Consider the following 25,900-nt stretch of genomic DNA (forward strand, 5'->3'; position numbering starts at 1 on the left):
GCTCACACGACATCAGGGATCAGACGTGGAAGGATCAGCCCCGTGATCACCAACACCGCCGCTGCCCCACCCGCAGACCGCGCTCCCGTCAAGGATGGACTGAGTCTGCGCGGAGTCACGAAGAGGTTCGGGACGCTTACGGCCAACGACCACATCGACCTCGACATCGTCCCCGGGCGCATCCATTGCCTGCTCGGCGAGAATGGTGCCGGCAAGTCGACCCTCATGAACATCCTGTACGGGTTACTGCCCTCGGATGAGGGGTCGGTTTACATCGACGGCGTGGAGCAGCACTTCGACAATCCCAAACAGGCCATGGCAGCCGGCATAGGGATGGTCCACCAGCACTTCATGCTCGTCAACGTCTTCACGGTGGCCGAGAACATCGTGCTGGGACGTGAGGAATCGACTGCCGGTGTGTTGTCGATGGGACGAGCCCGCGCGAAGGTGCGAGAGCTGTCCGATCGTTACCATTTCGACGTCAACCCGGACTCGGTCATCGAGAATCTACCAGTCGGTGTCCAGCAACGTGTCGAGATCCTCAAATCCTTGGCCAATGACGCCAAGTACCTCATCTTCGACGAGCCCACCGCCGTGCTCACCCCGCAGGAGATCGACGAGCTCATGGCTGTCATGAAGACCCTGCGAGATGAGGGACGAGCCATCGTCTTCATCACGCACAAGCTGCGCGAGGTCCGCGCCATTGCTGACGACATCACCGTGGTTCGCCGCGGCAGGATCGTCGGTGAGGCTTCCGCCGACCAGTCCGAGGCCGAGCTGGCGGAGATGATGGTGGGACGAGCCGTCAAGTTGATCGTCGACAAGGACGACGCCAGGCCGACCGGGCCGCGTCTCGAGGTCGAGAACCTCACCGTGGCCGATGACCTCGGATCGGTCGTTGTCGACGACGTCTCCCTGACCGTCGAGGGAGGAGAGATCCTTGGTGTTGCCGGTGTGCAGGGAAATGGCCAGACCGAGTTGGCGTCCTCCCTGCTCGGGCTCATCAAGCCGACCTCGGGATCCATCCGTGTTGACGGCAAGGACACCAGCGGCGCAGCCCCGATCAAGACGATCGAGGCGGGTCTGGGATTCGTGCCCGAGGATCGTCAGCGTGACGGTTTCGTCGGTGAGTTCTCCATTGCCGAGAACCTCATCCTCAACCAGGGCGGTGCCTACTCCAAGCACGGCAACCTACAGCTCAAGCGCATCGCCGACAACGCCCGCGACCGCGTCGCTGAGTTCGACATCCGTACCCCCTCGGCCTGCCTGCCGGTATCCTCCCTGTCGGGCGGCAACCAGCAGAAGGTCGTCCTGGCTCGCGAACTGTCGCGCCCGTTGAGCGTGCTCGTGGCATCCCAACCCACTCGTGGTGTGGACGTCGGTGCCATTGAGTTCCTGCACCAGCGCATCGTCGAGGAGCGGGACAACGGCACCGCTGTGCTCATCGTCTCCACCGAGCTCGACGAGATCGAGGCACTGTCGGATCGCATCGCAGTGATGTATCGCGGGCGCGTCGTCGGCATCGCCCCGGCCGGAACTCCCCGCGACGTCCTCGGCCTCATGATGGCCGGACTCAGTTATGACGAGGCGTGTGACAGCGTCGCCACGGGACACAAGGAGGTCTCGGAATGAGCACCGAATCCCCGAAGCCCACCCATTCGAAGGAGACCACTGCGTCGACGGTATCCGCTTCGACCAAGGCCAAGCCGCGTCGTTCCTTCCCGTGGAATGACCTGTGGGTGACTATCGCCGCCTTCGTGCTGGCCTTCATCGTCTCGGCCATCGTCATGGTCGCTGCTGATCCGAAGATCAACAAGGAGTGGAGCTACCTCTTCTCCCGTCCTGACGCCCTGTCCGACTCCTGGGCCCAGATCTCCTCGGCCTATGCCGCCCTGTTCCAGGGAGCATTTGGGTCCTGGCAAGCCCTCACTGCGACGACGGCCCAGTCCGCCCCGCTCATTTGCGGTGGTCTTGCCATCGGCCTGGGCTTCAAGGCTGGCCTGTTCAACATTGGTGGTCAGGGTCAGGCCATCGCCGGCGCGACGCTGGCCGTCTGGGTGGGATTCAGCTTTCACAGCCTGCCGCTGTCAGTTCACCTGCTCCTCGCCGTGATCGCCGGATTCGTCGGCGGAGCCATCTGGGGTGCCATCGCCGGCGTCCTCAAGGCCCGCGCTGGCGCCAACGAGGTCATCGTGACGATCATGCTCAACTACATCGCCAGCGGCCTGTTGGCGTGGTTGCTGACGACGAAGGCCTTCCAGATGCCCGGTCGCACCGACCCGATCGCCCCGATCGTCGACTGGAACGCCACCTTCCCGCGCCTGGCAGGGTCCCAGTTGCACCTGGGCTTCTTCCTGGCGTTGCTGTTGGCCGTGGGCACCTGGTGGTTGTTGGACCGCACCCATCTGGGCTTCCAGATCCGTGCTGTAGGCGCCAATCCGAATGCCTCGGCGACTGCCGGTATGAACACCAACTCGATCATCGCCTGGACCATGGTCATCTCAGGTGGCCTTGCCGGTATGGCCGGGGTCGAGGTTGCCCTGGGCCCGATCTCGGGCGCCACCCCGACCCAGCTGTCCATCGGCCTGGTCGGAACCATCGGCTTCGACGCCATCACGGTGGCCCTGTTGGGCCGCTCCAAGCCACTCGGCATCGTGCTGGCCGGTCTGTTCTGGGGAGCCATGAACCAGGGCGGTCTGCGCATGCAAGCCATGACCCAGACGTCTCTGGACCTCGTCCGAGTGATCCAGGCCGTCATCGTCATGTTCGTGGCCGCTCCGATACTGGTCAAGACCATCCTGCCCTTCCTCAAGACCCGCAAGGACAAGCGAAACAACAAACGCGACCGCGGTCCGGTCCCAGCCGACACCACCACGAAGGGAGCCCTGGCATGAGCCCGGCATCGCGCTTTCCTCGTCCCACCACGTCCGACATCACCAAGACCGGTGCTGAGTTGCCCACCGAGGCCAGTCAGGCCCTTGACAAGGAACTGGAGTTCGAGCGGGTTGAGTCCCGCGAGGCTCGTACCCACCGTCTGTCGACGGGTGCGCTCATCGCCATCATGGCCGTGATTCTGTTCTTCCTGCTGACCAGGACCTCCGGCAGGGCTCATTTCGCCTTCACCGATGCGTTGGCAGGCAAGGATCTGGGCACCCTGACCGTCCCCGGATTCCCGATCGTCCTCGTCAGTGCCATCGCATGTCTGCTCGCGGCTGCTGCCTTCTTCATGGGGCGTAGCCGTCACACCCTGACCGTCACCGCTGGCGTGGTGGCCGGTATCGCCATCATCATCGGTTTCCTGGGCTGGGCGGCTGCCGGACGCGAACTGCCCTTCCAAGTGGCTGGCCAGCTGCAGGGCACCCTGTCGGTGGCCACCCCGCTGGTCCTCGGCGCTCTCTGCGGTGTCATGTGCGAACGTGCCGGTGTCGTCAACGTCGCCATCGAGGGCCAGATGCTGACGGCGGCCTTCGCGGCGGCCCTGGTTGGCTCGATGACTCATTCGGTTGTCGCGGCCATCGTCGCGGCGATCATCGCCTCGGTGCTGACGGCCGCCCTGCTGGGTGTGTTCACCATCAAGTACTTCGTCGACCAGGTCGTCATGGGCGTGGTGGTGAACCTCTTCGCGTCCGGTCTGACAGGCTTCCTCTACACCCAGCTGCTCTCTCTCGAGGCCGAGAAGTACAACACCGCCCCGATCATGGAGGCGGTGGCGATCCCTGGGCTGTCCAGGATCCCGTTCTTCGGCCCGATCTTTTTCTACCAGACGATCCTGGTGTACATCGGCTTCCTCTGCATCCCGCTGGTGTGGTTCTTGCTGTGGCGTACCAAGTGGGGTCTGCGGGTGCGCTCCGTGGGTGAACACCCCGAGGCTGCCGACACCGTCGGTATCTCCGTTGCCGGTGTCCGGTGGTCGGCGGTGCTCGTCGGTGGCATCTTCGCCGGTCTGGGTGGAGCCTACTTCACCATCGGTACCGTCGGTTCCTTCTCGAAGGACATCACGGTCGGCAACGGCTTCATCGCCCTGGCAGCCCTCATCATGGGCCGTTGGCGCCCCGGCCTGGCTGCCGTCATGGCACTGTTCTTCAGCTTCGTGACTCAGTTGTCCACCGAGCTGTCGACGATCAGCGCCCCGATGCCCTCCCAGTTCCTGCTCATCCTGCCGTACATCGCGACCATCGTCGCCGTGGCTGGTCTGGTGGGCAAGGTGAGGTCGCCAGCTGCAGACGGCATCCCGTATATCAAGGAGTGACGTGGACGTCAACTGGGGAGCACTGCGCCGTCGTGCCCGTGAACTGACCACACGTGCTTATGCGCCGTACTCCCACTTCCCGGTGGGAGCGGCTGGGCTCGCCGAGGATGGTCGCGTCGTCGTCGGGTGCAATGTGGAGAACGCCGGATACGGCGTCACCCTGTGTGCCGAGTGCGGGCTGATCAGTGACCTGGTGGCCGGGGGAGGGGGACATCTCCTCGCCCTCTGTTGCGTGGATACGACCGGTACGACGATCATGCCGTGTGGGCGTTGTCGTCAGTTGCTGTGGGAACATGGCGGTCCGACGATGCTCATTGACACCCCAGCCGGGGTGCAGACGATGGCCGAGGTGCTGCCGCAAGCCTTCGGCATCGACGACCTTGATCGCGTAGCCAACCAGCAGGAGAAGTCATGATCGTGGCCGCAGCCGACGGGTCCTCCCTCGACAATCCAGGACCAGCCGGTTGGGCCTGGTACATTGATGACGACACGTGGGCTGCAGGCGGCTGGCCGCGCGGCACGAACAACATGGGCGAGCTCAAGGCCGTCCTCGACCTGCTGCGCGCCACCCGCGACGCCGACGAGCCGCTGACGATCCTGTGCGACTCCCAGTACGCCATCAACTGCTGCACCAAGTGGATGCCCGGCTGGAAGCGCAAGGGGTGGCGCAAGCGCGACGGCAAGCCGGTCCTCAACCGAGACCTGCTGGAGTGTCTTGACGAGGAGCTGGAAGGCCGTGACGTCACCTTCGAGTGGGTCAAGGGTCATGCCGGTCATGTCATGAACGAGGCGGCCGATCAGCGTGCCCGCGCTGCTGCCACCGCATTCCGGGACGGCACTCCGGTGAATCACGGCCCAGGATTCGGTGGGGTCGCTCGCGAGCCCGAGCCGCAGGAGGACGTCCCGACCCCTGGACGCAGCGTCGAGCAGGAGGAACTGTTCGACCTGCCCGAGCGTCCGGCCTCCCCAGACCAGGAGCTCATCGGTGTTCTGACGGACATGGAGCGTCGCCTCCTGCAGACCGACGCCGTCGCCCATCGGCGCGCCCTCGAGGAGCTCGCAGCCCCCGATTTCGTCGAGCACGATGCGAATGGTCGGCTCTGGACGAGGGGTCGTGCCCTGGCCGACATGCCTGCTCCGCAGGTGAGGGCAAGCGTCGAGATCCTCGGAATGGTGCGTACCGGTCCGCAGGACGTCCTGCTGCGCTGGCGAGCTCGGGCCGGATCTCGGGTGAGTCTGCGAGTGTCCTTGTGGCACCGCGACCCCGAGCGTGGTTGGCAGCTGAGATTCCACCAGGTCACTCCGGTGCGCTGACCTCCGGGATGGTCACAGTCGCTGGAGAGGCGACCGAAACCGGGTCATACCGATAGAGTTGGCCCCATGTGTGCCAACATTCTTGCCGCTGTCGCGTGGCCCTACGCCAATGGGCCTCGACATATCGGCCATGTGTCCGGATTCGGTGTCCCCTCTGACGTCTTTGCTCGGTACATGCGAATGTTGGGCCACCGAGTTCTCATGGTCTCCGGCTCGGACTGTCACGGCACCGCCATCTCGGTCAAGGCTGACCAGGAGGATCTGACGGCCCAGGAGTGTGCCGAGAAGTACCACCGCATCATCGCCTCTGACCTGCAGGGCCTTGGTCTGTCCTACGATCTGTACACCTCGACGATGACGGACAATCACGCTCACGTCACCCAGGAGATCTTCACCCGGCTCTACGAGAACGGCTACGTCGTCAAGAAGGCCGAGATGGGTGCTTTCGAGCCGTCGACTGGCCGCACCCTGCCAGACCGCTACATCGAGGGCACCTGCCCGATCTGTGGGTACGACGACGCCCGCGGTGATCAGTGTGACAATTGCGGTCGTCAGCTCGACCCGGCTGACCTGCTGAACCCACGCTCCAAGAACACGGGGGCCACTCCGCAGTTCCGCGAGACCGAGCACTTCTTCCTCGACCTTCCTGCCCTCGCCGAGTCCCTGACGGCGTGGATCGACACCCGCACCGATTGGCGTCCCAACGTCCTCAAGTTCTCCCACAACCTCCTCGAAGAGCTGCGCCCGCGCGCCATCACCCGCGACCTCGACTGGGGCGTCAAGATACCGGTCGAGGGCTGGGAGAACGAGCCCATGAAGCGCATCTACGTGTGGTTCGACGCCGTCATCGGTTACCTGTCGGCCTCCATCGAGTGGGCCCGGCGCATCGGCAAGCCGGATGCCTGGCGCGAGTTCTGGAACGACGAGGGCGCCCGCTCCTACTACTTCATGGGCAAGGACAACATCGTCTTCCACTCCGTCATCTGGCCCGGCATCCTGCTGGGTACCAATGGCCGTGGTGACAAGGGCGGAGAACCCTCCGAGGAGCTCGGCATCCTCGACCTGCCGACTGAGATCGTCTCCAGCGAGTTCCTCACCATGAGTGGCTCGAAGGTGTCGAACTCGCGTGGCGCAACCATCTTCGTCGGGGACTTCCTGCATGAGTTCGGACCCGACGCCCTGCGTTACTTCATCGCGGTGGCGGGCCCGGAGAATCAGGACACCGACTTCACCTGGGAGGAGTTCGTCCGCCGGGTGAACTTCGAGCTGGCCAACGAGTGGGGCAACCTCGTCAACCGTTCCATCTCGATGGCCTTCAAGAACTGTGGCGATATCCCGGCCGCCGGTGAGCTGACCGACGCTGATCGCGAGCTGCTGGACGCCTCGGCCGGCGGATTCGACACCGTGGGGGACTTGCTGGGCCACGCCAAGTTCAAGGCCGCCATCACCGAGGCGATGAGAATTGTCGGACTGACCAATGCGTACCTCTCCACCCAGGAGCCGTGGAAACTCAAGGACAACCCGGAGCGCCGCGACACTGTGCTGCACGTGGCCCTCCAGGTCGTCAGCGACGTCAACACCATGCTCACCCCGTTCATGCCGCACTCGGCGCAGAGGATCTACGAGGCCCTGGGCGGCGAGGGCGTGTGGGCTGCTCAGCCCGAACTCGTCGAGACCGATGGTGCTGCCCCCATCCTCATGGGTGACTACGCCTCCGAGAAGGCCTCGTGGGGACGTCGTGAGATTGCGGTGGGAACCCCGTTGGCCAAGCCCAGCCCGATCTTCCGCAAGTTGGACGCCAAGCTGGCGGAGACCGGCCCGCAGTGGGCCCCGGTCAATCCGCAGCCCTGACGCGCATTCGGAGTATGTAGGCTTCCGGGGAGCTGTCAAGAACTGCTCTGAACCGACGATGGCGACGTTGCCATCGTCGGTTCTGGCAGCTGCGTGTCGTGCCCGGCAGGTACAAGCCGGACGAGAGGTCAGAGTTGGCTGGCCAGTCGCTGCAACTGGCAGACGATGAGGGCGCACGCCTCCGCGTCGGAATCCGCCCGGTGGTGAGTGAGGTGGTAATTGGGCGCGCAGGCCTCAAGCACCGTCGGAAGCTTGTAATTGGGTAGGCCAGGGATGAGGCGCTGGGCGGTCCGGTAGGAGCAGAAGAACGGAGACGGCAGGGTGACGGTGCCGAAGTACTCGTCGAGCTGTCGCCACACCCGCGAGTCAAACATGGCGTTGTGGGCGTAGACGGGGGAGTTGGCGACGAACGTCGAGATGTCGTCGGCCAGCTCGGGCCACATGGGTGAGTTCTGGACATCTGCCGCGGAGATGCCGTGCAAATAGGTGAACTGAAAACTGTCCCATCCCCGGGGCGGACGGATGAGGGTGTTGAACCTGTCGACGACCTGACCGTCAAGTACCTTCACCATGGCCAACTGGCAGGCCGAGACGCCACCCATCCGATTCGCCGTCTCGAAGTCGACCGCCACGAACTCGCGACTGGTCATGTGGACGGGAGTAGGTATCAGGGCCGAGCGACTTCCGGAAGCCAGGGCATTCGACGCCGACCTGCCGGAGGACACCGTCCGGGAACCACCGACGCCGTGCACACCACGGGACGCGGCCTGAGCTGCCTTCTGTTTCTTGGCTACCTCGACGAGCCGTTTCCACTGCTCATGGTGAGCGGAGGGATCTCGTCCCTCCACCTTGGCCCATATCTCATTGGCCTTGGCCAGACGCTTCTGCAGGTCGAGGCGGTGGTCCTGGCGAGTTGGCTCCAGACCAAGGTTCAGCCACGACTCGATCGTGTGCACCTCGGCGGCATAGGCCTTGACCTTGTGTTGGATCTTTGCCACCTCGATGACGTAGAACTCCATGACGTTGGCCGGACGGTTTTTCGCCGTCTCGACCATGGCATCCATGCATCCGGTGGCTATGACGAGGGCTTGCTCGTAGTCACCATCACGCTTGAGGGCAGCGATCGTCGGCGTCCAGTCACAGATGGCGCGGCCACGGTACCTCGGCATCACCCAGTCATCAGTGGCGTCCGTGGAAGCCGCCGCCGGCGCAGTGTGCGCGATGTCATTGGACGACCTGTCGCCGAGAGCCAGGTCGAGCCACGTGCGTAACCCCATGCGGAGCCTCCTGTCCCGGAACGTCGGGGGTGGGCCGCCCCCCAAGATGCTCAGCCAGGATATTCCGGACCTCCGACAGCACTGGTGGCATGGGCCGGAGTACCAGAGGCACATTCCAGAGATCGCAGAAATCCTCGCGACTGTGCGGCACGTCACCGTTGTCGTGCGGGGACACGTCATGATGTGCAGATCATGACTGTGTCACGATTCCTCGGAACGTGACCAGGAGGACGATGCCGTGAACCCGACCGTCGTCAACAGCGTAAAGCCAGAACTCCTCCTTGACCAACGAGAGCGGCTTGACTGCATGGCATGACGCAAGGGGCAATCAACCAGGCGGAGACTGGAAAGGCCGCTGATACGTCCGTCGTGCTGGATGCTGCGTTTTTTTGGGGGGGAAAAAAGAACCGGAAGGATGACAGTTGACGGGTTGGGGGCCGATGTCGACCCCCAACCCCTCAGTGCTTCATCACTGCGGTGCCTGTTTGCGGGCCTGACGCATGACCATGAGCGATCCGAGCAGACCGAGCACCAGGAAGAGCGCAGAGAACCCGATCGACCATGCCGCCGCGTGTGCAAAGCCAGTCTCGAGGCCGTGGATGACGGCGTCGCGGGAATCACCCAAGGGGCGAATCAACGGACTGTCAGGGGAGGCATTGCGCAACCCCGAAATGGCGGATCCGGCAGAGTCCTCGGTGGCCTGGACCACCTTGTCGAGCACCTTGGCCGGGACACCGCTGATTGAGGACACCGCATCAGGAATGGAGTGGTTCATCGCAGAGCCAAGGGTGGACCCGGCAATCGCGGCACCGAAGGCCGAGCCGAGCTGACGCACCGTCGACTGGGTGGCCGACCCCGCTCCCGAGTGCTCCTTGGGGATGTCATGCAACACCGTTGAGGTGAGCTGAGCCGAGGCCAGGCCCAGACCAATGCCGTAGACCACCAGGGTCAGCACGACGAACCACGTCGATGCCTGGACGCCGACCACCCATGCCAGCAGTCCGACCCCGACAGCCTCCAGAGCCAGTCCGAGAACCACGACCCCAGGGGCACCCATGCGGGCAGCCAGGTGACGGGCAGAGGCCCCGGAGAAGAAAGCCCCCAGCGCCATTGCGGCCAGTACGACGCCGGTGCGCACCGTCGACAGACCGACCGAGTTCACCAGGAACAAGGGCAGCACAAACATCAGCGAGAACTCGCCAATGGCCACCGTTGCGGCGGTGAGGTTACCCCAGGAGAAGGTGCCGACACTGAACAGTTTCAGATCGAGCAGAGCGTCACGGCCGACCTTGGCACGGTGGTTCTCCCACACGATGAACAGCACGATGAAGACCAGACCGATGGCAATCGTCCACGGCACCGGGGACATCGACCAGCTCTCCGGCCATGACCAGCCAAAGACCTTGAGGGTCTCCTTCTTGGTCCACCAGCCGAGGGAGGTGGCCTCGATGAGGCCGAAGACCAGCAGGCCGAAGCCGATGGCCGAGGTGAGCAGGCCGTCGACGTCAACGCCTTTCTCGGCCTGTTTGCCACGAGTTTGCGGCACCCATGCGGCGATTCCCGCCAGGACGAGCAGACCCAACGGCAGGTTGACCCAGAAGATCCAGCGCCAGGAGACGTACTCAGTCAGGACACCGCCCAGAAGTGGGCCCAGAGCGGCCATACCACTCATGACGGCACCCCAGATGCCGAAAGCCGCGGCGCGGTCCTTTCCCTGGAACAGCGAGTTCACCGAGGACAGGGTGGAAGGCAGTACCAGCGCGCCACCAACACCCTGGACAGCGCGCGAGGCGATGAGTGAACCAGAACCTGACGCCGTCGCTGCGAGTAACGAGCCTCCGACGAAGAGCAGCACACCTGCGGCGAAGGTGGTACGACGGCCGACCCGGTCACCCAGACGCCCGGAACCCAGCAGCAGTGCGGCGAAGATCACGTTGTAGATGGCGTTGACCCACTGCGCGTCGGTGAGGCTCAGGTTGAGCGCCGAGATCATCGTCGGCAGGGCGACACCAACAATTGTCCCGTCCAGAATGATGAGTGAGAGCCCGGCGGCGAGGACGGCGAGGGCTTTCCAGCGCCCGGGGAACGGTTGGGCCGGGGTGGCGGTGGAGGCGGCGTCTGTCACGACATTCCTTTCGACCCCACCGACACTACGGAGCATGTGGCCTCGCAGCATCGGCCAAAAGGTTGAAAAACCCTCCGGCACTCAGTCATGGTGACTAGTTCATGAGGCCCGCGACGGTGGCACGTGCTCGTCTCATGCTCATTGGCTGGAATCCCATGACGATGGCCCGCGATCGCATCGCCGGTTCGCTCTGGCACAGGGCCAGGCCGCGGCGAATCAACACCTGTGGTGACTTGCGGTGCTGTCGTAGATCGCGGATGAGACGGCGGGCGAAGTTGAACCAGCGGGGACGGTCCAACCAGATGGGCAGCACCTCCATACCGGCTCGCAGACACGGGTCGAGCAGGTCGAGGGCGAAGATCCCCTCGGCGACGACAGCTGGCGCGTCTCCCACGTTGACGAGGTGAGTGCCGTCAGCCTCGGACTTCGAGATGTCATAGCACGGGGCCTCGACACGCCCCATGGCGGCGAGTTCACCGAGGGCTTCCACAGCCGCTGGAAGGTTCCAGGAGGCGACGTCGTCCCAGTCGACCATGCCGTGCACCCGGGGGAGACCGAGCTCATCATGATCGCGGTAGAAGTCATCAAGGCGCAGTTCGGGCAGCTCCGCCACATGGGTCAGACGGGACTTCCCGGATCCAGAGGGCCCTGCCAGCAGGATGATCGTGCGCGCCACGGCTGTCGATTCTATCGGGATTGCAGATCGGACGTCGGCCCGGCTACCCTTGACGACAACGTTGATCATGATGCGATCAGCGTGCCTTACCACGCAGCGTGCTTTACCACGATCCGCCGCCTCCACCGCCGAACCCGCTGTCACTGGAACTCGATGAGAATCCAGAGCTGGAGCTGGAAGTACTGCTGGGTGACGCCGACATGGAATTGCTCATCTCGTTGATGGTGGAGGCGAGGTCGTGAGTGAAACCGCCCGCCATGAGGGGAATCCACGTTGGCCCGGGATCCCAGTTGCCGGCTGTCTCGAGGCGTGCAGATGTCGAGGTCCACTTCTCAGTAATTCCGAATGCTGCAGCCCAGGGTAGATAGGCCGAAAAGATGTCGAAACCCTCTTCGATCCTGAGCTGGTCGACCTCAATAGTCGAGGCATTGACGGGAACGTCCAGATTGTCGAAAATACGCCAGTTGATCTCGTCAAGGTGGGATGTGGCATTGTTGCGTGTGATAAGCCCGTGGGCCGTATAGGTGATCCGGTACTTCTGCTCTCCGGTAAAGGTGTGTTCGTCCGATCCAATTCGAAGGCTGGCCACCCCGCCGCCGGCAAAGTTCATAGTGGGGTCAGCCCCTGACGGGCTTGACACATGAAAGTCCGTGTAATCGACGTGACGAATATGATCGGGATCGTCAGTGAGTCTTTGCGCAGACACAAAGGTCAGATATGGACCGTGTTTGGGCTGGGTGCCGAAGTCGTATGTGAGGTCGAGAACGACTCCAGCCTTGCCGTCAACCCGTTGTGCGGCCAATCCGAAAAGGTTGACGGTGAGTGGTACCGCAGGCTCAGATTCCGAGGACCTGTGACATCTCCTGACGAAGCGTCGTCATCTGCGCATCGAGGCGTGCTTTGGTGGCTGCCAGGTCAGTCTGGGACTCCTCCGGCGTAGCTCGTGCCTCGAGGTAGCACTTGAGCTTGGGCTCGGTGCCGGAGGGACGGGTTACGACGTGGACGCGAGGCCCATTCAGCTCTATGGCATTCTGCTGGGGAAGCCCGGAACCATTCCTGGGGTCGTTGAGGTCGCACACCTCAACGGCATCGCCGAGCAGGGTGGCTGGCGGCTGGCTGCGAAGACGGTCCATGGCGTCGGAAATGATCGACATGTCCGTGACGCGCACGGCCAGCTGGCTGGTGCGGTGCAGTCCGTGGGCGGCCCAGATCTCGTCGAGTCGCTCGGAGATCGTGGTGCCAGAGGCCTTGAGCTCACCCGCCAGACGCATGATCGTTGCGAGGGCGGTGATGCCGTCCTTGTCCGGCACATGGGAGGGGTCGCAGCAGTAGCCGATGGCCTCCTCGTAGCCGAAGACGAGGCCGGGTACGCGGCCAATCCACTTGAAACCAGTCAGGGTCATGCGGTGCTCGCGTCCTGCTGCCGTGGCCATCCGTCCCAGACAGGTCGACGAGACCACCGAATTGGCGTAGACCCCGTCCAGACCACGTCGCAAGGCGTCGTCACCCAGCAGGGTTCCGAGCTCGTCACCGGTGAGCATCCGCCAGTCACCGTCGATGACGGCGGCAACGGCGCAACGGTCGGCGTCAGGGTCGGAGGCGATGACGACGTCAGCGTCATGCGTGCGAGCTTGGGCGATGGCCAGGTCGATGGCGCCTGGCTCCTCGGGGTTCGGGAAGGCCACCGTGGGGAAGTCCGGGTCTGGGTCGAGCTGCTCGGCGACTCCGATGAACTCCGGCAGGCCGGCCTTCTCCACGAGGCGACGCACGACACGGGTCCCGACACCGTGCATGGCGGTGTAGACCCAGGTGACGTCCGGATTGGCCTTGGTCAGCTCGGCAGCACGGGCGACGTAGGCGTTGATGAGCTCGTCGCCGATGAGTTCGATGTCGTCACCACGTGGGATCGCCGCGACGGGATCGGTCGATACGACCTTGATCTCGTGGGCGATCTCGGTGTCGATGGGAGGCACGATCTGGGAGCCGTCACCCAGGTAGACCTTGTAGCCGTTGTCGGCCGGCGGGTTGTGGGAGGCAGTTACCATGACGCCGGCGACCGCGCCGTAATGCTTGATGGCGAAGGCGGTCACCGGGGTCGGGATGGGGGAGTCGGCCAGCAGAGCGTGGAATCCGGCCCCCGCCATGATCTCGGCGGTGTCGCGGGCGAAGACGTCGGAGTTGTGCCGGGCATCGAAACCGATGACCACCGACCCCTCCTTCTCGCCGTGGGCACGCAGCCAGGCCGCGAATCCAGCAGCGGCCCGCTGGACGACGACGCGATTCATCCGGGATGGGCCGGGGCCGAGAGCGGCACGCAGGCCAGCGGTACCGAAGGTCAACGGGCCGGAGAAGGCCGACTCAAGGGCCTTGACGGCTTCGCAATCACCGGACTGGGCGCGGGTGAGCAGGTCGGACAGTTCGGCGCGGGTGACCTCGTCAGGGTCCTGGTCGAGCCAGGACTGGACCTCGGCGACGAGTTCGGGGGACAGGCCCTCGGGTTGTGTGGTGATCATGGTTCCTCGACAGTGTGGGGTGGATCAGATGGCAGCCGTGATGTCAGCGAGCAGGTTTGCCAGACGGGGAGCGGCCTCCTTGCCGGCGGCAATGACCTCGGCGTGGTCGAGAGGAGCGTCGGTGACACCAGCGGCGTGGTTGGTGACCAGGGACAGACCCAGCAGGTCGATTCCTGCTTCCCGGGCGGCAATGGCCTCCAGGGCGGTCGACATGCCGACGAGGTCGGCACCGATGGTGCGAGCCATGTGGACCTCGGCGGGGGTCTCGTACTGGGGGCCGCGGAACTGCGCGTAAACGCCGGTTGGGGTGCCCGGAGCCACCTTTTCGACGACCTCGAGCAGGGTCGGGGTCCATGCCGTCGACATGTCGATGAAGGTGGCGCCACGCAGCGGGGTGGCACCGGTGAGGTTGATGTGGTCACGAATGGCGACGACGGTTCCAGGACCCCAGGCCGGGTCAAGGCCTCCGCAGCCATTGGTGAGGATCATCGTGCTGGCGCCCAGGGCCGCGACAGTGCGCACTCCATGGACAACCGGCTCGACTCCACGTCCCTCGTAGAAGTGGGTGCGTCCGGTCAGAACGACGGCGGTCTTTCCGGTGGGCAGTGTGACAGCAACGAGGTCGCCGCCGTGTCCGGCAACGACCGGTGCCGAGAATCCAGGCAGCTCGCCGAGAGGGATCCGTCCACGGGTCTCGCCGAGGTGATCAACTCCGGCAGACCAGCCCGAGCCGAGCACCAGGCCCATGTCGACGCTGGTGAGCGAGAGGCGGGAACAGATGGCATCGGCAGCATCGCGGGCGATGGCCTGGGGGTCGGTGAAATCCGGTGTCGTCATGGGGTCAACCCTAGAGGTTTTCACCGACTCGGGCGCGAATCCCCGGCCCATTGTCAGCTGGTGTCCGAGTCCGGAGGGGTGGCGTCGATACGTGTGCTGAATCAGTCGCGTGGTCGAGGTGAGCAGTTTCTCTCATGTCAGCAGAAAGTCCGCCACGGCTGAATGAATGCGGCCATGACCTCCATGATGGCCACATGGAAAGGGCCTGGGGATCAACCGCAGGATCAGAAGTCGTCGAAGAGGGCGGAGAACAGTCCCAGACCCACCAGGCCGAGACCACCGACGGCCAACCCGCTGATGACCGGGTCGGACTCGTAACGGCGGTAGTAGCCCTGGACCCACGGCGCATAATCCGGGCCAGCCTGCCAGTAGGGCAGCTGGGCGCCGTTGACGTCGACGGTACGGATCCACGGGGAGCGTCCCTGTTGGATGCGCTGGGCGTCGGCTGCGCAGGCCGGAACCTTGCGCGCAACTCCGCCGTCAGGGGAGTACATGACGTCAGTGGTCGACGGGCCGTGAGCCGGGTCGAAGAAGCACGGTGGACGCACCTCGGGAATTGGCTCTCCATTGGCGCGGGCCTGCACGCAGGCGATGGCGTGACGACCCTCCTCGAGGGTCTCGGTGACGAGCGGGATCGAGCGGGTGCCCTTGTCCTGGGCCATGAGCGTCTTGGCGCGGTCGTAGCAGTCCAAGGCCATGCTCCAGTCCTTGCGGCCCTCGACCGACACCTCCTTGCCGATCATCTCCATGTCAAGATCGCGCAGGGCCTCACCGAAGGTGGTGACGTCCTCCTCGGTCTCCTGACGCATCTGCGAGACCTTGGCCTCGATGGCCTTGGCACGCCGGGCCTCCACCTCGCGGGACTGACGCTGGGCGCGCATCAGGGACGCCATCGTTGCCACAAATCCCACGAAGAACAGCAGGAAGAGCAGGAGGTCACCGGACATGGTCACCAGAATGCCCTGTGAAACGGACACTCACAAGAAGAATCACGCTGCACATTTCACTCATCGACGATCTCACAGATGACCTCGCCCGAGGCGACCGTCGAGCCAACCGCGGCGTTGAGGTTACGGATGACGCCAGAGCGATGGGCAGCCAGGGGCTGTTCCATCTTCATGGCCTCCATGACGACGATCTGGTCGCCCTCGTTGACCTGCTCTCCCTCGACGACATTGACCTTGACGATGGTTCCCTGCATCGGGGAGGCCACCGAGTTGCCGGTTGCCGAGGTGTGGCGTCCGGCGCGGTTGCGACGGGTGGGGCGACGAGACTTCGTACTCGGTGCCTGACGGGCGCCGTGCAGGGAGGCCGGGATGCGTACCTCGACGCGCTTTCCGTTGACCTCCACGACGACCTCGCGAGGGGGCTCGGTGTCCGCGGACTCTCCCAAGGACCCGGTGTAGGGCTCGATCGTGTTGTCGAACTCGGTCTCGATCCAGTCGGTGAAGACGCCGAAGTGGCCGTCGACCGCGGTGAAGGCAGGATCCTTGACGACCGCGCGGTGGAAGGGGATGACCGTCGGCATGCCGTCGATGACGATCTCGTCGAGGGCTCGGGCAGCGCGGGCCAGGGCCTGCCCGCGGGAGTCTCCCGTGACGATGAGTTTTCCGATGAGGGAGTCGAAGGCTCCCGGAACAGTCATGCCGGAGTGGTAGCCCTCGTCAACCCGGACACCGGGGCCATACGGTGCCTGCCACGACGTCAGGGTGCCAGGCGCAGGCATGAACCCCATGCCGGGATCCTCGGCGTTGATGCGGAACTCGAAGGAGTGGCCGCGCAGTGTCGGATTCTCGGGCTCGAGGTGGCCACCCTGGGCCACGTGGAACATCATCTGCACCAGGTCGACCCCGGCGACTTCCTCAGAGACAGGATGCTCCACCTGTAGACGGGTGTTGACCTCGAGGAAGCTGATGGTCCCGTCCAGACCGACGAGGAACTCGCAGGTTCCGGCTCCGACGTACCCGGCCTCCTTGAGAATGGCTCGGGAGGACTCGTAGAGACGGCTCAGCTGCTCGTCACTGAGGAATGGCGCCGGGGCCTCCTCGACGAGCTTTTGGTGACGACGTTGCAGGGAGCAGTCACGGGTCGAGATGATCTGCACGGTGCCGTACTGGTCGGCGATGCACTGAGTCTCGACGTGACGCGGCTTGTCGAGGTAGCGCTCCACGAAGCACTCGCCGCGTCCGAAAGCAGTGACGGCCTCGCGTACGGCCGACTCGTAGAGGTAGGTGACCTCATCCATGGAACGGGCGACCTTGAGGCCGCGGCCACCACCACCGAAGGCGGCCTTGATGGCGATCGGCAGGCCGTGTTCCTTGGCGAACTCGACAACCTCCTCCGGGCCGTCGACCGGGTCGGCGGTGCCGGGAACGAGGGGAGCACCGACCTTCTGGGCGATGTGACGGGCCTGAACCTTGTCGCCGAGGACCCGAATGGCCTCCGGGGGAGGGCCGATCCAGATGAACCCGGCGTCGATGACGGCTTGGGCGAAGTCGGCGTTCTCGGAGAGGAATCCGTACCCGGGGTGGATCGCGTCGACCTCGGCGCGACGAGCGACGTCAAGGATCTTGTCGACGTCGAGGTAGGTCTGGGCAGGGGTCACGCCGTTGAGGGCGAAGGCCTCGTCGGCAAGCTTGACGAACAATCCCTCGGAGTCAGAGTCCGCATAGACAGCCACGCTCGTGATACCGGCGTCCTTGGCGGCACGGACGACGCGCACCGCGATCTCGCCACGGTTTGCGACGAGTACCCGCTTGATGGTCCTGTCCACGGTTCCTCCGATCGGCTCTCGGGGCGGGGTGCCCTCACGGCGAGTCTAAAGGGTCAGAGTTCGTCCTCTCGTCACTGTCCATGTGTTCTCGCCCTTGACAATGCTGCGTCGACCTCGCGTGGTACATCCGGAAGATCCGATGGCACCAACCCGATCTGGTGGCAACTCCTGCCCGCAGAACCGGGATCGCCATCACAAATGCGGCGCGAGCTCGTCGTGGATCCGTGAGGATGGCGCACCTGACCGCTACCCTGACAATCATGGCGACACCGCAGTTCATCGTGGACCTCAGACGGCACATCGGACATGACCCGTTGTGGCTGTCAGGCAGTAGCGCGGTGGTCGTGCGCCAAGGACCGCGCGGACCCCAGGTGCTGCTCGTCAAACGTGCTGACACCGGGGCATGGACCCCGGTCTGCGGAATCATCGAACCGGGGGAGAGGCCTGATGAGGCCATCCTTCGCGAGGTTCGGGAGGAGACCGGCGTGGAGGCGGAAGTCGTCCGGCTGGTACGGGTCAATGTCGCCTCCCCGATTACCTACCCCAATGGCGACCGCTGCCAGTTCCTCGATCATGACTTCCTGTGCCGGTGGGTCAGTGGCGAACCTCGAGTGGGTGACGACGAATCCAGCTGTACGGGTTTCTTCGGCGTCAATGACCTGCCCGAGATGTCCCCGCATCATCGTCGACGTATCGAGGCCGCACTACACCCCTCTGACGACGTGGTCTTCAGCTCGGATGCAGACATCGACGGCGCCGACCGTGACGAGACCCCATGAGCCTGCCCCAACTCTCCTCCCGCGTGTGGCGGCACGGGAAGGTCGTTGCCGAATCGGTGCCCCTGGACACTCTGAGTGACGAGCTCGCCAGTGACCAGACGCTGATCTGGTACGACCTCACCGCTCCCGATCGCGAGGACATCGACATCCTTGCCGACGAACTCGATCTGGAGTTCCACACCGTCGAGGATGCCGAGGCTCCCGGCGAGCGTCCGAAGGTCACCCGCTATCCCGATCATCTCTTCCTGACGACTTACGCCGCGACCATCGGCGAGACGAATGACCCCAACAGTCGCATCATCATCTCCCGGGTATCTGTGTGGGTGTTCGAACATGGCGTCGTCAGTGTCCATCGCGACGACCTGCCCGAGATCGAGGAGGTGCTCAATCGCCTTGACGCCAACCGCGATCTGGTCTCGAACGGGCCGATGGGTATCGTCCATGCCATTCTTGACGTCCTCGTCGACGGTCATTTCGACACCGTCCAGCACCTGGACGACGTCGTCGAACTCGTTGAGGATCAACTCTTCGACGACTCGATCGACACCCAGCGGGTGCAGTTGCGGGTCTACCGGCTGCGCAAGGAGCTGGTGCAGTTTCGTCGAGTCGTGCTCCCGATGCGCGAGATCGTCTCGACGATCAGCCGTCCGAGCAGGGAAGCCGTGGCTGTTCCCCGGGTCCTCGAACCGTACTTCAACGATCTGTACGACCACTCCATGCGCGTCTCGGAATGGTCCGATTCCCTGCGGGACCTCGTCGCGACGATCTTCGAGACGAATCTGTCCATCCAGGACGCCAAACTCAACACCGTCATGAAGAAGTTGGCCGGGTGGGCTGCCATCATCGCCGTCCCGACCCTCATCACGGGGTGGTTCGGACAGAACGTTCCCTTCCTGGGCGACGGCCGACCACTGGGGTTGTGGATCTCGGTCGGGCTCATCACCGTGTCGAGCCTCGTGCTGTACCTGGTTTTCCGTAAGGAAGACTGGATCTGAGGAGACCAATAGGCGTCTGACAGTGCAGAACTCTTGTCCTCAGATTGCATCAATTGGGTAAGGCCGCTTATCGTATCGGCACATGTGAGACGCCCCGCGGCCGGACAGATCGTGCTGGCCGCCGACGACAAGCTCGCGGCCTACGCGCAGAGTGCGGTGAACGACATCCTCGACGGCTTGATTCCCAGTCGGCTCGGTTCTGCCGCCCATGCCTGGCCAGCGGCCAGCGGGGGCTGCATGTGCCCTCCTGCAGGGTTTTCGACTTTGCCCGGTCGACACGTCGGCGTGGTCGACCGGGGCCCTCGCGCACCCGTGGTTGGCCGGGTCTCGGAGAATGAAGGGCTAATAGTGAGTATTCCCTCACCCGGTGTGCACTCAAAAGGGAGCCTGACCCGGTTCTCCGGACACTGATTCTGAGGTGATGGTGGCCTCAGGGAAGGAGCTCGTGATGCCTGTTGCGAAGTCGCCGGAGTTCCGGCGTCGTGCCTCGGAACTGGCCGACCAGGGCGAGCCGGTGCGAAGAACCTGGCCGGATCGGGTCCTGTAAGAAATTCTCTAACTAGCCGAGAAGCGCGCTTTCGCTGGGGCTGGTCTCAGGCGGCGATATGGATCGTAGCTCCTGCCACGCGGAAGGCTTCTAGGGCCGCGTCAGGTGCGTCTGGGGTGGTGACGAGATCGTCGATGTCGTCGATCTGCCCGAATCGGAAACTGGAAGTTCTGGACAGTTTGTCGCCTGTGACGGCCAGGATAGTGCGGCTCGTGGAATGAAGGATGGCTCGTTTCACTTGGGCGTCCTGGTGGGTGGTGACGGTGAGGCCATTGCCGGGTGCCGCGGAGCACGCGCCCACGACGGCGATGTCGGCGCGGAATCCGTCCAGGGCCTGCAGGCATGAGGCGGCTTCGTAACGGAGGCTCTCCGCCATGACTGTGCCACCTGGTGTGGCGACCGTAGCTGTCCCGGCAGCGGCGAGGGGCAGGGCTGCACGCAACGAGAGACACAGTGCCGTCACGGGTTGGCCTCGTAGGGCCTCGGCCACGGCCGCCATGGTCGAACCGTTGTCGATCACCACCGCCATATCGTCATCAACCAGATCTGCGACGGCACGGGCGATGGAAGCCTTGCCCCCGGCGTTCTCGGCAGCCCGCAGCGAGTACGGCATCGGTGCGCCCCGCAATGCCACCGCCACGGCCCCACCGTGGACCTTGCGGAGCTGCCCGTGGCCTTCCAGGTCGGTGAGGTCGCGCCGGATCGTCGCCGGGGACGCCCCTGTGAGCTCGACGAGTGAGTCCACGGAGATTGGGGACGGGCCCAGCGCCCTGATGATCATTCTCTGACGAAATACTCGTTGCACATGATTATTTCATCACAGATGCTGGAGTCATGACACATCTGTGGAACCGAATCTGGGCCGTACTCACCACACGTGGGATGACTGTCACGGCGAGCGTGTGCCGCCAGTTGAACGGCCAGGCAGGGGATGACCATGGCGCGTGACGCGCTGCTCATCGGGATCCGGGCGGTTCTACTCGTCATGGACGGAACGTTGGTGGATTCCACCGAAGCCGTGGAGTCCATCTGGACCGCATGGGCACGTCGCAACGGCATCGTTCCCGCTGATGTGTTGGCCTACTGCCATGGCAGGGACGTGGCCTCAACGGTCGCGCACTTCCTGCCCCAGCTGTGCCAGGAAGAGGTCCGGGCGATGGCCGCCGACCAGCTCGATGCCGAATGCACACAGCTGGGCACCGTGAGACCCGTCACCGGAGGCCACGAGCTTGTCGGTTGGCTCGAAGGCCGCTCGATGACATGGGGCGTCGTCCCCAACGCTCCCTGTCGGCTCGCCCTCGCCCGGTTCGGCGCAGCGGGCTTTGCTCCGTCCCTGTTGGTCACGTTCGAAGACGTCGAGCACGGTAAACCGGCCCCCGTCGGGTACATCCAGGGCAGCCAGCGTTGTGGGGGCCGTTCTTGCCCATACTCTGGCCGTCGAGGACTCCGAGCCGGGCCTTGCAGCAGCACGCGCTGCCGGGATGGTCGTCGCGGCCGTGGGAGGACGCACCGACGCCGACCTGGTGTGCCACGACCTCCACGACCTGCGCAACCGATTCGTTGGAGCCATCCAGTGACAGCACTGAGATTCCCCCGGCCGTGAACGTCCGCGTCTTGCAAGCTCTCGGCGAGGAGGCAGTGCTGAACAGGCACCACACCAGCGAGCCTTCGCCGCGGCAAGGGGCAGAACGATGGCCGCTGAGCATCGTGCTGATGCCACCACCTGAAGCCACTCAGGCACTGGACTCCCTGACCCAGACAGCGGTGGATCTAGCCGGCCCCACACACCTCCGCAGCGGCGCCCAAGGTTGCGCACACATCACAATCAGAGCCTTGGAAAACCGACGACCCGTACCACCTGGAGATCCCCTCGCTATGAGGTGCGCACGCGCGTTGGACCGAGCCTGTGCCCAGCACCCTCCCCTCACCATGAGACTCGAACAACTCGTGCTGACACCCGGTGGCGTCCTCGCCGTCCTTGATCCGACCGGCGGGGATGCAGACCAGTTCCGAACGCATACCCTCGGCCGCGAACTCGGCCCCGACGCCCACAGAGAAGGACCCATCAGTCAGCGAGACCTCTGGTACGCGTCACTGCTCCATTTCCGCGGACCAATTCTCCAACCCCACGAGCTGGTCACCTGGGTCCGATCGCATCCAACTTCCACCGCATGGACCTTCCCAAAGGCGACCCTGTGCACCTACCGAACTACCACAACCGCCATGCTCCCCAACACCATCCACACGGCAGCCTTCCGACAAGTTTTATGACCGCGCTGGTCGAGTTGGCGGCACAGCCGCCTTGGTGCGGTTATCAAGTGCCCCAACCCGTAGGTTTCAGAGTGTCCTACAAACGGTGTAAGTGGCTCCGGGCCTTGACCTCGGGTTGTGGGAATGTGGAATCCAGCATGGGCTGGAGGAAACGAGATGATCAGGACCATGGCCAGGAAGAATTACTCGATGAAGTTTTCGTCAGCCGGCCGTTGACTTGTAAGAGACCACCCCGGACGCGACGTTGAAGCAGGTCGCCGCTGACCTGCGTCGTCCGGGGAACGCTCGCGTTGTGGGTCGAGGACGTGGGCAACAGGGTGCGGACGAACAACGCGACGGCGCAGCCCCCGAGGCTAGGGTGGACCACAAGCGCGTCGCGCAGGTGATGCGTGCCCAGGGGATCCGGCGTCGCCGGGTTCGCACCACGGTCCCCCTCGCCCGAGAGGTGCCACTTCCTGACGAGAGTGAGGATGATGTCTTGACACGGTGGATGGTCGCCGAAGTCATAGAAGCCAGGGGGCGTCTCGAATTCATGGTGCTGGCTATGCGCGAACCGGAAGTAGCCTAACTTGTGAAGGTCTGGCAAGACCGATACGTAGCGCACTTCGAGGCGAGGGGGTACCGGCACTCCGGGGCGCAGGCCGCTATGCGACTCCTCACGGGGGCATCCCTTGAGGACCTTATGACACGTGTAGCCCCCAAGTAACTCAAAGGACCGTGGACGAACCGGAAGGGACCTACTGACGAGGTCATGTCGACGGTCAGGTCACTGTCGATCGAGCATCTGGCCGCTCCCCGCGACATGCGCATCCCGGTCAGCCAGATCGGACACGCTGATTGCCGCATACTACTTCATCCCACCTGAGGTGACGGGTCAATGACGAGTCCTGACGCCGCCATGGGCGGTTCCGTCAATTTCAAACGGTGTCGTGGTCACTCCCCGGCGGGCCTGGACGGGTAAAATAACCTCGGGGGCTTCGCCAACCTAACGGACGACTTGGAGTCCAAAATCTTCGCGGCCTTCCCCACTGTTACCGTAGTCTGGCCCAGCCACGGTGGCGCCACTACACGCGGGGCCGAGCGGCCCCGCCATGCCGAGTGGTCGGGCACGCAGCTGGTAACCATATCGTTACCCTCCAGCACCACCTCTGCGTAGAGTGGCGACTATGAGCGATTGGATAACCATCCTTGGGGGCGCAGTTGCGGGCGGGGCCACGTCCCTGGGCGTAGCGAGCTGGCAGCGGTTCTCCGGGCGACGCGACAGGCTCGCCGATCTGCGGCTCGATTTGGTGCGGCGACTCGCTCGCGACAAGGGAGGTCCGGAGCTGGCGTCCGCCCTGAATGAGGTACCCGTTGTCTTTGGCCACGACGAGCGTGCTCTACGACTCTATCGAGCTTCCGTGCCTGGCAAGGATGGACGAGCAGACACAGATCGGGTGGAGGATCTGATTGTCTACTTGGCCCAGGCCGTGGGGCTGGGCAAGGTCGATGCCGCTGACCTTCGCAGCGGGTTTGCCTCGCCCCGTAGGCCCGTTTGACAACCTGTCTGAGCGTCTGGATTTACTCTGGGCATGCAGCCCCGCTGAGCTTGCGTGGCAGCGGGAGCCAGTTGCTGTTGTGGTGCCTGCCGGGAGCTGGCCGGTCGGCCTAGGTGTCTTCACCCCGAAAGTTCGGCGTTGACTGGCCGATCGCGCCGGGCGGAACAGGTGTTCCGCGTTGATGCAATGAACAACGCGACCAGCCAGCAGGCGATCCGGTTGCGATCAGGTCCGACCAAGTCCCAGCAGGTGGATCAGGCGGTGAGCGTGACTTACTGACCTTGCTCGGGCGGGTGATGCCGTTGTCTTGATATTCCGCCACCACTTCCTACCCGTTGTGCTCGGCGTCCTTGAGCCCGACCTTCAACTGTTGCTGGACGTTCAGCGCTTGGCCGCTTAGGTATTGGGAGATACGAGTGTAAAGGGCAGCTCGGACAGCCATGCGCCCAATGTACTCTTTAAGCTCTTCCGATGTTCCCAACATGACCGGGCAAGACTCCTAGACTGGCCGACGTGACGAAGATTGCACTAGCCATTGCCGGGTCCGAGGCCTCCGGTGGCGCCGGAGCCCAGACCGACCTCAAGACCTTCCACCAGCTCGGGGTGTTCGGATGCACGTCCCTGACCTGCATCGTCTCCTTCGATCCCGACAACGACTGGGGACACCGATTCGTGCCGGTCGATCCGCAGGTCATTCATGATCAGATCGAGGCCGCCGTCGCCGTCCACGGCCAGATCGACGCCGTCAAGATCGGCATGCTCGGTACCCCGACGACCATCGGCGTCGTCGCCGAGGCCTTGGAGGCCTACAAGTTCCCCAAGGTTATCCTCGACCCCGTCCTCATCTGCAAGGGCCAGGAGACGGGTGCCGCCCTCGACACCGACAACGCCCTGCGCGAGCAGATCCTGCCGCATGCCGACGTCATCACGCCGAACCTCTTCGAGACGCAGACCCTCGCCGACGTGGACGAGATCACCTCGGTCGAGGCCCTCAAGGACGCTGCCAAGAAGATCGGTGACCAGGGAGTTCCGGTCGTCATCGCCAAGGCCGGCACCCTGTTGAACACCGGCACCGCCCTGGACGTCTACTACGACGGCCACGACTGCGAGGTCCTCGAGGTTCCCGCCGTCGGTCAGGAGCGTGTCTCCGGTGCTGGCTGCACGCTGGCTGCCGCGATCACCGCGGAGATCGCCAAGGGAGCCAGTCCGCTGGACGCCGCTCGCACCGCCAAGCAGGTCGTCGTCTCGGCCATCGAGAATCGGATGCACGGCAACGCCCCGTTCGACTGCGTCTACCAAGGTAATTACCGAGCCTGATCATTCATGACTTGACCCCGGCGGATATCCGCCGGGGTCAAGTCATGTCTCGATCCGTCATGATCACAGAAGTTGGGGGTCAGCGTCGGAAGACCGGACGCACTGACAGCTCCTCGATCATGGCCTCGGGGCTGGCCTCCAGGGCCGCGCGGACGGTGACGGCGACGGACTGTGGCCGCAGGTGCTCGGCGGCGTCGTAGGGACGTCCGGCTTGGGCCTGCAGTTCCACCTGCATGTCGGTGTCGACACGACCGGGGTGGATTGACGTCACCCGTACGACACCACGCTCCTCCTCACGCAGGGCATGTGTGAGGGCACGCAAGGCGTACTTCGAGGCCGCGTAGACGCCGCCGCCAGCCGGGGTCCGCAAGAAACCAGATCCTGAATTGATCATGACGATGTCGCCATGGCTGGCCCTCAGCAGGGGCAGCACGAGGTGAGTGAGGTCGGCGACGGCGACGACATTGATCTCCAGCACTCGACGCCACTCCTCACGGCTCTGAGCTGCGATCTCACCGGGAGACGCGGCACTCACCCCGGCGCTGTTGACGAGAACATCGAGACTGTCCAGCTGAGACACGGCCGCCGCAGTGGCCTCCTCGTCAGCCAGATCGACGACGAAGGGGGAGGCGTCAGGCAGTTCAGAGACCACCTTCTCGACGGCCTCGCGGTGGCGTCCTCCCACGATGATGTGGTGGTCTCGCCCTAGTTCCTCGGCGATCGCCCGTCCGATCCCGCGCGTCGCCCCGGTCACGAGGACTTTCTTGGTGTGCTGGTCGTTGTGTGAAGTTTCCGACGTCGTGGGGGGTTCCATGACGCAACCGTACTCGTCTTGCCA

General features: G+C 64.1%; 21 protein-coding genes and 1 pseudogene. 12 read left to right on the forward strand and 10 right to left on the reverse strand.

Features of this window, described 5'->3' with window-relative positions; translation table 11 throughout:
- The first annotated feature begins 42 nt into the window (after positions 1–42).
- The 6 genes from ACUCCZ_RS02330 to metG all read left to right on the forward strand — a co-directional run bounded on the left by ACUCCZ_RS02330 (position 43) and on the right by metG (position 7,414).
- Positions 43–1,632 (forward strand): ABC transporter ATP-binding protein, encoded by a 1,590-nt coding sequence (locus tag ACUCCZ_RS02330; RefSeq protein ID WP_435917795.1) that lies wholly within the window; start codon positions 43–45, stop codon positions 1,630–1,632.
- Positions 1,629–2,894, forward strand: a complete 1,266-nt coding sequence (locus ACUCCZ_RS02335) for an ABC transporter permease (RefSeq protein WP_435917794.1) — start codon at positions 1,629–1,631, stop codon at positions 2,892–2,894. Before ACUCCZ_RS02330 ends, ACUCCZ_RS02335 begins: the two co-directional genes overlap by 4 nt.
- Positions 2,891–4,249, forward strand: coding sequence for an ABC transporter permease (locus ACUCCZ_RS02340; RefSeq protein ID WP_435917793.1), 1,359 nt, complete (start codon positions 2,891–2,893; stop codon positions 4,247–4,249). The genes ACUCCZ_RS02335 and ACUCCZ_RS02340 overlap by 4 nt, the downstream gene beginning before the upstream one ends.
- 1 nt (position 4,250) lies before the next feature.
- Complete coding sequence (locus tag ACUCCZ_RS02345; RefSeq protein ID WP_435917792.1) at positions 4,251–4,664, forward strand: cytidine deaminase; 414 nt, start codon at positions 4,251–4,253, stop codon at positions 4,662–4,664.
- Positions 4,661–5,563 (forward strand): RNase H family protein, encoded by a 903-nt coding sequence (locus ACUCCZ_RS02350; protein ID WP_435917791.1) that lies wholly within the window; start codon positions 4,661–4,663, stop codon positions 5,561–5,563. Before ACUCCZ_RS02345 ends, ACUCCZ_RS02350 begins: the two co-directional genes overlap by 4 nt.
- A gap of 66 nt (positions 5,564–5,629) precedes the next feature.
- A complete protein-coding gene (gene metG / locus ACUCCZ_RS02355; RefSeq protein WP_435917790.1) occupies positions 5,630–7,414 on the forward strand; it encodes a methionine--tRNA ligase in 1,785 nt (594 codons plus the stop codon).
- A gap of 128 nt (positions 7,415–7,542) precedes the next feature.
- On the opposite strand, the gene ACUCCZ_RS02360 is transcribed toward metG, so the two are convergent.
- The 8 genes from ACUCCZ_RS02360 to ACUCCZ_RS02395 form a co-directional block, all read right to left on the reverse strand.
- On the reverse strand, positions 7,543–8,064 hold the full coding sequence (locus tag ACUCCZ_RS02360) for a 3'-5' exonuclease (RefSeq protein WP_435917969.1): 522 nt from the start codon (positions 8,062–8,064) through the stop codon (positions 7,543–7,545).
- Positions 8,065–9,160: 1,096 nt separating this feature from the next.
- The gene (locus ACUCCZ_RS02365) at positions 9,161–10,816 is read right to left on the reverse strand and encodes an MFS transporter (RefSeq protein ID WP_435917789.1); all 1,656 of its coding nucleotides are present in this window, start codon (positions 10,814–10,816) and stop codon (positions 9,161–9,163) included.
- A 94-nt stretch (positions 10,817–10,910) separates the two neighbouring features.
- Positions 10,911–11,561 carry a uridine kinase family protein gene (locus ACUCCZ_RS02370; RefSeq protein WP_435917787.1) on the reverse strand — a complete coding sequence of 217 codons (651 nt, stop codon included), beginning with the start codon at positions 11,559–11,561 and terminating at the stop codon, positions 10,911–10,913.
- 34 nt (positions 11,562–11,595) lie between these two features.
- Positions 11,596–12,294 carry a DUF2207 domain-containing protein gene (locus ACUCCZ_RS02375; protein WP_435917785.1) on the reverse strand — a complete coding sequence of 233 codons (699 nt, stop codon included), beginning with the start codon at positions 12,292–12,294 and terminating at the stop codon, positions 11,596–11,598.
- 34 nt (positions 12,295–12,328) lie between these two features.
- The gene (locus ACUCCZ_RS02380; RefSeq protein WP_435917783.1) at positions 12,329–14,005 is read right to left on the reverse strand and encodes a phospho-sugar mutase; all 1,677 of its coding nucleotides are present in this window, start codon (positions 14,003–14,005) and stop codon (positions 12,329–12,331) included.
- Between the two features lie 24 nt (positions 14,006–14,029).
- Positions 14,030–14,842: a purine-nucleoside phosphorylase gene (locus ACUCCZ_RS02385; RefSeq protein WP_435917782.1), complete on the reverse strand. Its 813-nt coding sequence runs from the start codon at positions 14,840–14,842 to the stop codon at positions 14,030–14,032.
- A gap of 224 nt (positions 14,843–15,066) precedes the next feature.
- Entirely contained in the window at positions 15,067–15,789 is a 723-nt protein-coding gene (locus tag ACUCCZ_RS02390) for a hypothetical protein (protein WP_435917781.1), read from the reverse strand.
- A 56-nt stretch (positions 15,790–15,845) separates the two neighbouring features.
- The gene (locus ACUCCZ_RS02395; RefSeq protein ID WP_435917780.1) at positions 15,846–17,615 is read right to left on the reverse strand and encodes an acetyl/propionyl/methylcrotonyl-CoA carboxylase subunit alpha; all 1,770 of its coding nucleotides are present in this window, start codon (positions 17,613–17,615) and stop codon (positions 15,846–15,848) included.
- A gap of 260 nt (positions 17,616–17,875) precedes the next feature.
- Between ACUCCZ_RS02395 and ACUCCZ_RS02400 the strand changes: the two genes are divergently transcribed.
- A complete protein-coding gene (locus tag ACUCCZ_RS02400; protein WP_435917778.1) occupies positions 17,876–18,394 on the forward strand; it encodes an NUDIX hydrolase in 519 nt (172 codons plus the stop codon).
- A complete protein-coding gene (locus ACUCCZ_RS02405) occupies positions 18,391–19,389 on the forward strand; it encodes a magnesium transporter CorA family protein (protein ID WP_435917777.1) in 999 nt (332 codons plus the stop codon). Before ACUCCZ_RS02400 ends, ACUCCZ_RS02405 begins: the two co-directional genes overlap by 4 nt.
- A gap of 593 nt (positions 19,390–19,982) precedes the next feature.
- Here ACUCCZ_RS02405 and ACUCCZ_RS02410 read toward each other — a convergent pair.
- The gene (locus ACUCCZ_RS02410) at positions 19,983–20,717 is read right to left on the reverse strand and encodes a DeoR/GlpR family DNA-binding transcription regulator (protein ID WP_435917776.1); all 735 of its coding nucleotides are present in this window, start codon (positions 20,715–20,717) and stop codon (positions 19,983–19,985) included.
- Positions 20,718–20,921: 204 nt separating this feature from the next.
- Here ACUCCZ_RS02410 and ACUCCZ_RS02415 point away from each other — a divergent pair.
- The 4 genes and pseudogenes from ACUCCZ_RS02415 (at position 20,922) to ACUCCZ_RS02430 (ending at position 25,062) form a co-directional block, all read left to right on the forward strand.
- Positions 20,922–21,513 (forward strand): annotated as a pseudogene (locus ACUCCZ_RS02415) (HAD-IA family hydrolase).
- A 352-nt stretch (positions 21,514–21,865) separates the two neighbouring features.
- Positions 21,866–22,207 (forward strand): hypothetical protein, encoded by a 342-nt coding sequence (locus tag ACUCCZ_RS02420; protein WP_435917775.1) that lies wholly within the window; start codon positions 21,866–21,868, stop codon positions 22,205–22,207.
- A 1,166-nt stretch (positions 22,208–23,373) separates the two neighbouring features.
- Entirely contained in the window at positions 23,374–23,745 is a 372-nt protein-coding gene (locus ACUCCZ_RS02425; RefSeq protein ID WP_435917774.1) for a hypothetical protein, read from the forward strand.
- 513 nt (positions 23,746–24,258) lie between these two features.
- Positions 24,259–25,062, forward strand: a complete 804-nt coding sequence (locus ACUCCZ_RS02430; RefSeq protein WP_435917773.1) for a hydroxymethylpyrimidine/phosphomethylpyrimidine kinase — start codon at positions 24,259–24,261, stop codon at positions 25,060–25,062.
- Positions 25,063–25,141: 79 nt separating this feature from the next.
- Here the strand turns inward: ACUCCZ_RS02430 and ACUCCZ_RS02435 are convergent, their stop codons facing one another.
- Positions 25,142–25,876 (reverse strand): SDR family oxidoreductase, encoded by a 735-nt coding sequence (locus tag ACUCCZ_RS02435; protein WP_435917772.1) that lies wholly within the window; start codon positions 25,874–25,876, stop codon positions 25,142–25,144.
- Positions 25,877–25,900 lie beyond the last annotated feature (24 nt).

It is taken from the genome of Cutibacterium nasicola (genome assembly GCF_052654715.2).

What these genes read in the sequence shown, in the direction of transcription:
- ACUCCZ_RS02350 (WP_435917791.1), top strand. Translation starts at nt 4,661, where the DNA reads ATGATCGTGGCCGCAGCCGACGGGTCCTCCCTCGACAATCCAGGACCA.
- ACUCCZ_RS02405 (WP_435917777.1), top strand. Translation starts at nt 18,391, where the DNA reads ATGAGCCTGCCCCAACTCTCCTCCCGCGTGTGGCGGCACGGGAAGGTC.
- ACUCCZ_RS02335 (WP_435917794.1), top strand. Translation starts at nt 1,629, where the DNA reads ATGAGCACCGAATCCCCGAAGCCCACCCATTCGAAGGAGACCACTGCG.
- ACUCCZ_RS02370 (WP_435917787.1), bottom strand. Translation starts at nt 11,561, where the DNA reads ATGATCAACGTTGTCGTCAAGGGTAGCCGGGCCGACGTCCGATCTGCA.
- ACUCCZ_RS02360 (WP_435917969.1), bottom strand. Translation starts at nt 8,064, where the DNA reads ATGACCAGTCGCGAGTTCGTGGCGGTCGACTTCGAGACGGCGAATCGG.
- metG (WP_435917790.1), top strand. Translation starts at nt 5,630, where the DNA reads ATGTGTGCCAACATTCTTGCCGCTGTCGCGTGGCCCTACGCCAATGGG.
- ACUCCZ_RS02380 (WP_435917783.1), bottom strand. Translation starts at nt 14,005, where the DNA reads ATGATCACCACACAACCCGAGGGCCTGTCCCCCGAACTCGTCGCCGAG.
- ACUCCZ_RS02420 (WP_435917775.1), top strand. Translation starts at nt 21,866, where the DNA reads ATGAGACTCGAACAACTCGTGCTGACACCCGGTGGCGTCCTCGCCGTC.
- ACUCCZ_RS02400 (WP_435917778.1), top strand. Translation starts at nt 17,876, where the DNA reads ATGGCGACACCGCAGTTCATCGTGGACCTCAGACGGCACATCGGACAT.
- ACUCCZ_RS02425 (WP_435917774.1), top strand. Translation starts at nt 23,374, where the DNA reads ATGAGCGATTGGATAACCATCCTTGGGGGCGCAGTTGCGGGCGGGGCC.
- ACUCCZ_RS02410 (WP_435917776.1), bottom strand. Translation starts at nt 20,717, where the DNA reads ATGATCATCAGGGCGCTGGGCCCGTCCCCAATCTCCGTGGACTCACTC.
- ACUCCZ_RS02340 (WP_435917793.1), top strand. Translation starts at nt 2,891, where the DNA reads ATGAGCCCGGCATCGCGCTTTCCTCGTCCCACCACGTCCGACATCACC.
- ACUCCZ_RS02385 (WP_435917782.1), bottom strand. Translation starts at nt 14,842, where the DNA reads ATGACGACACCGGATTTCACCGACCCCCAGGCCATCGCCCGCGATGCT.
- ACUCCZ_RS02435 (WP_435917772.1), bottom strand. Translation starts at nt 25,876, where the DNA reads ATGGAACCCCCCACGACGTCGGAAACTTCACACAACGACCAGCACACC.
- ACUCCZ_RS02390 (WP_435917781.1), bottom strand. Translation starts at nt 15,789, where the DNA reads ATGTCCGGTGACCTCCTGCTCTTCCTGCTGTTCTTCGTGGGATTTGTG.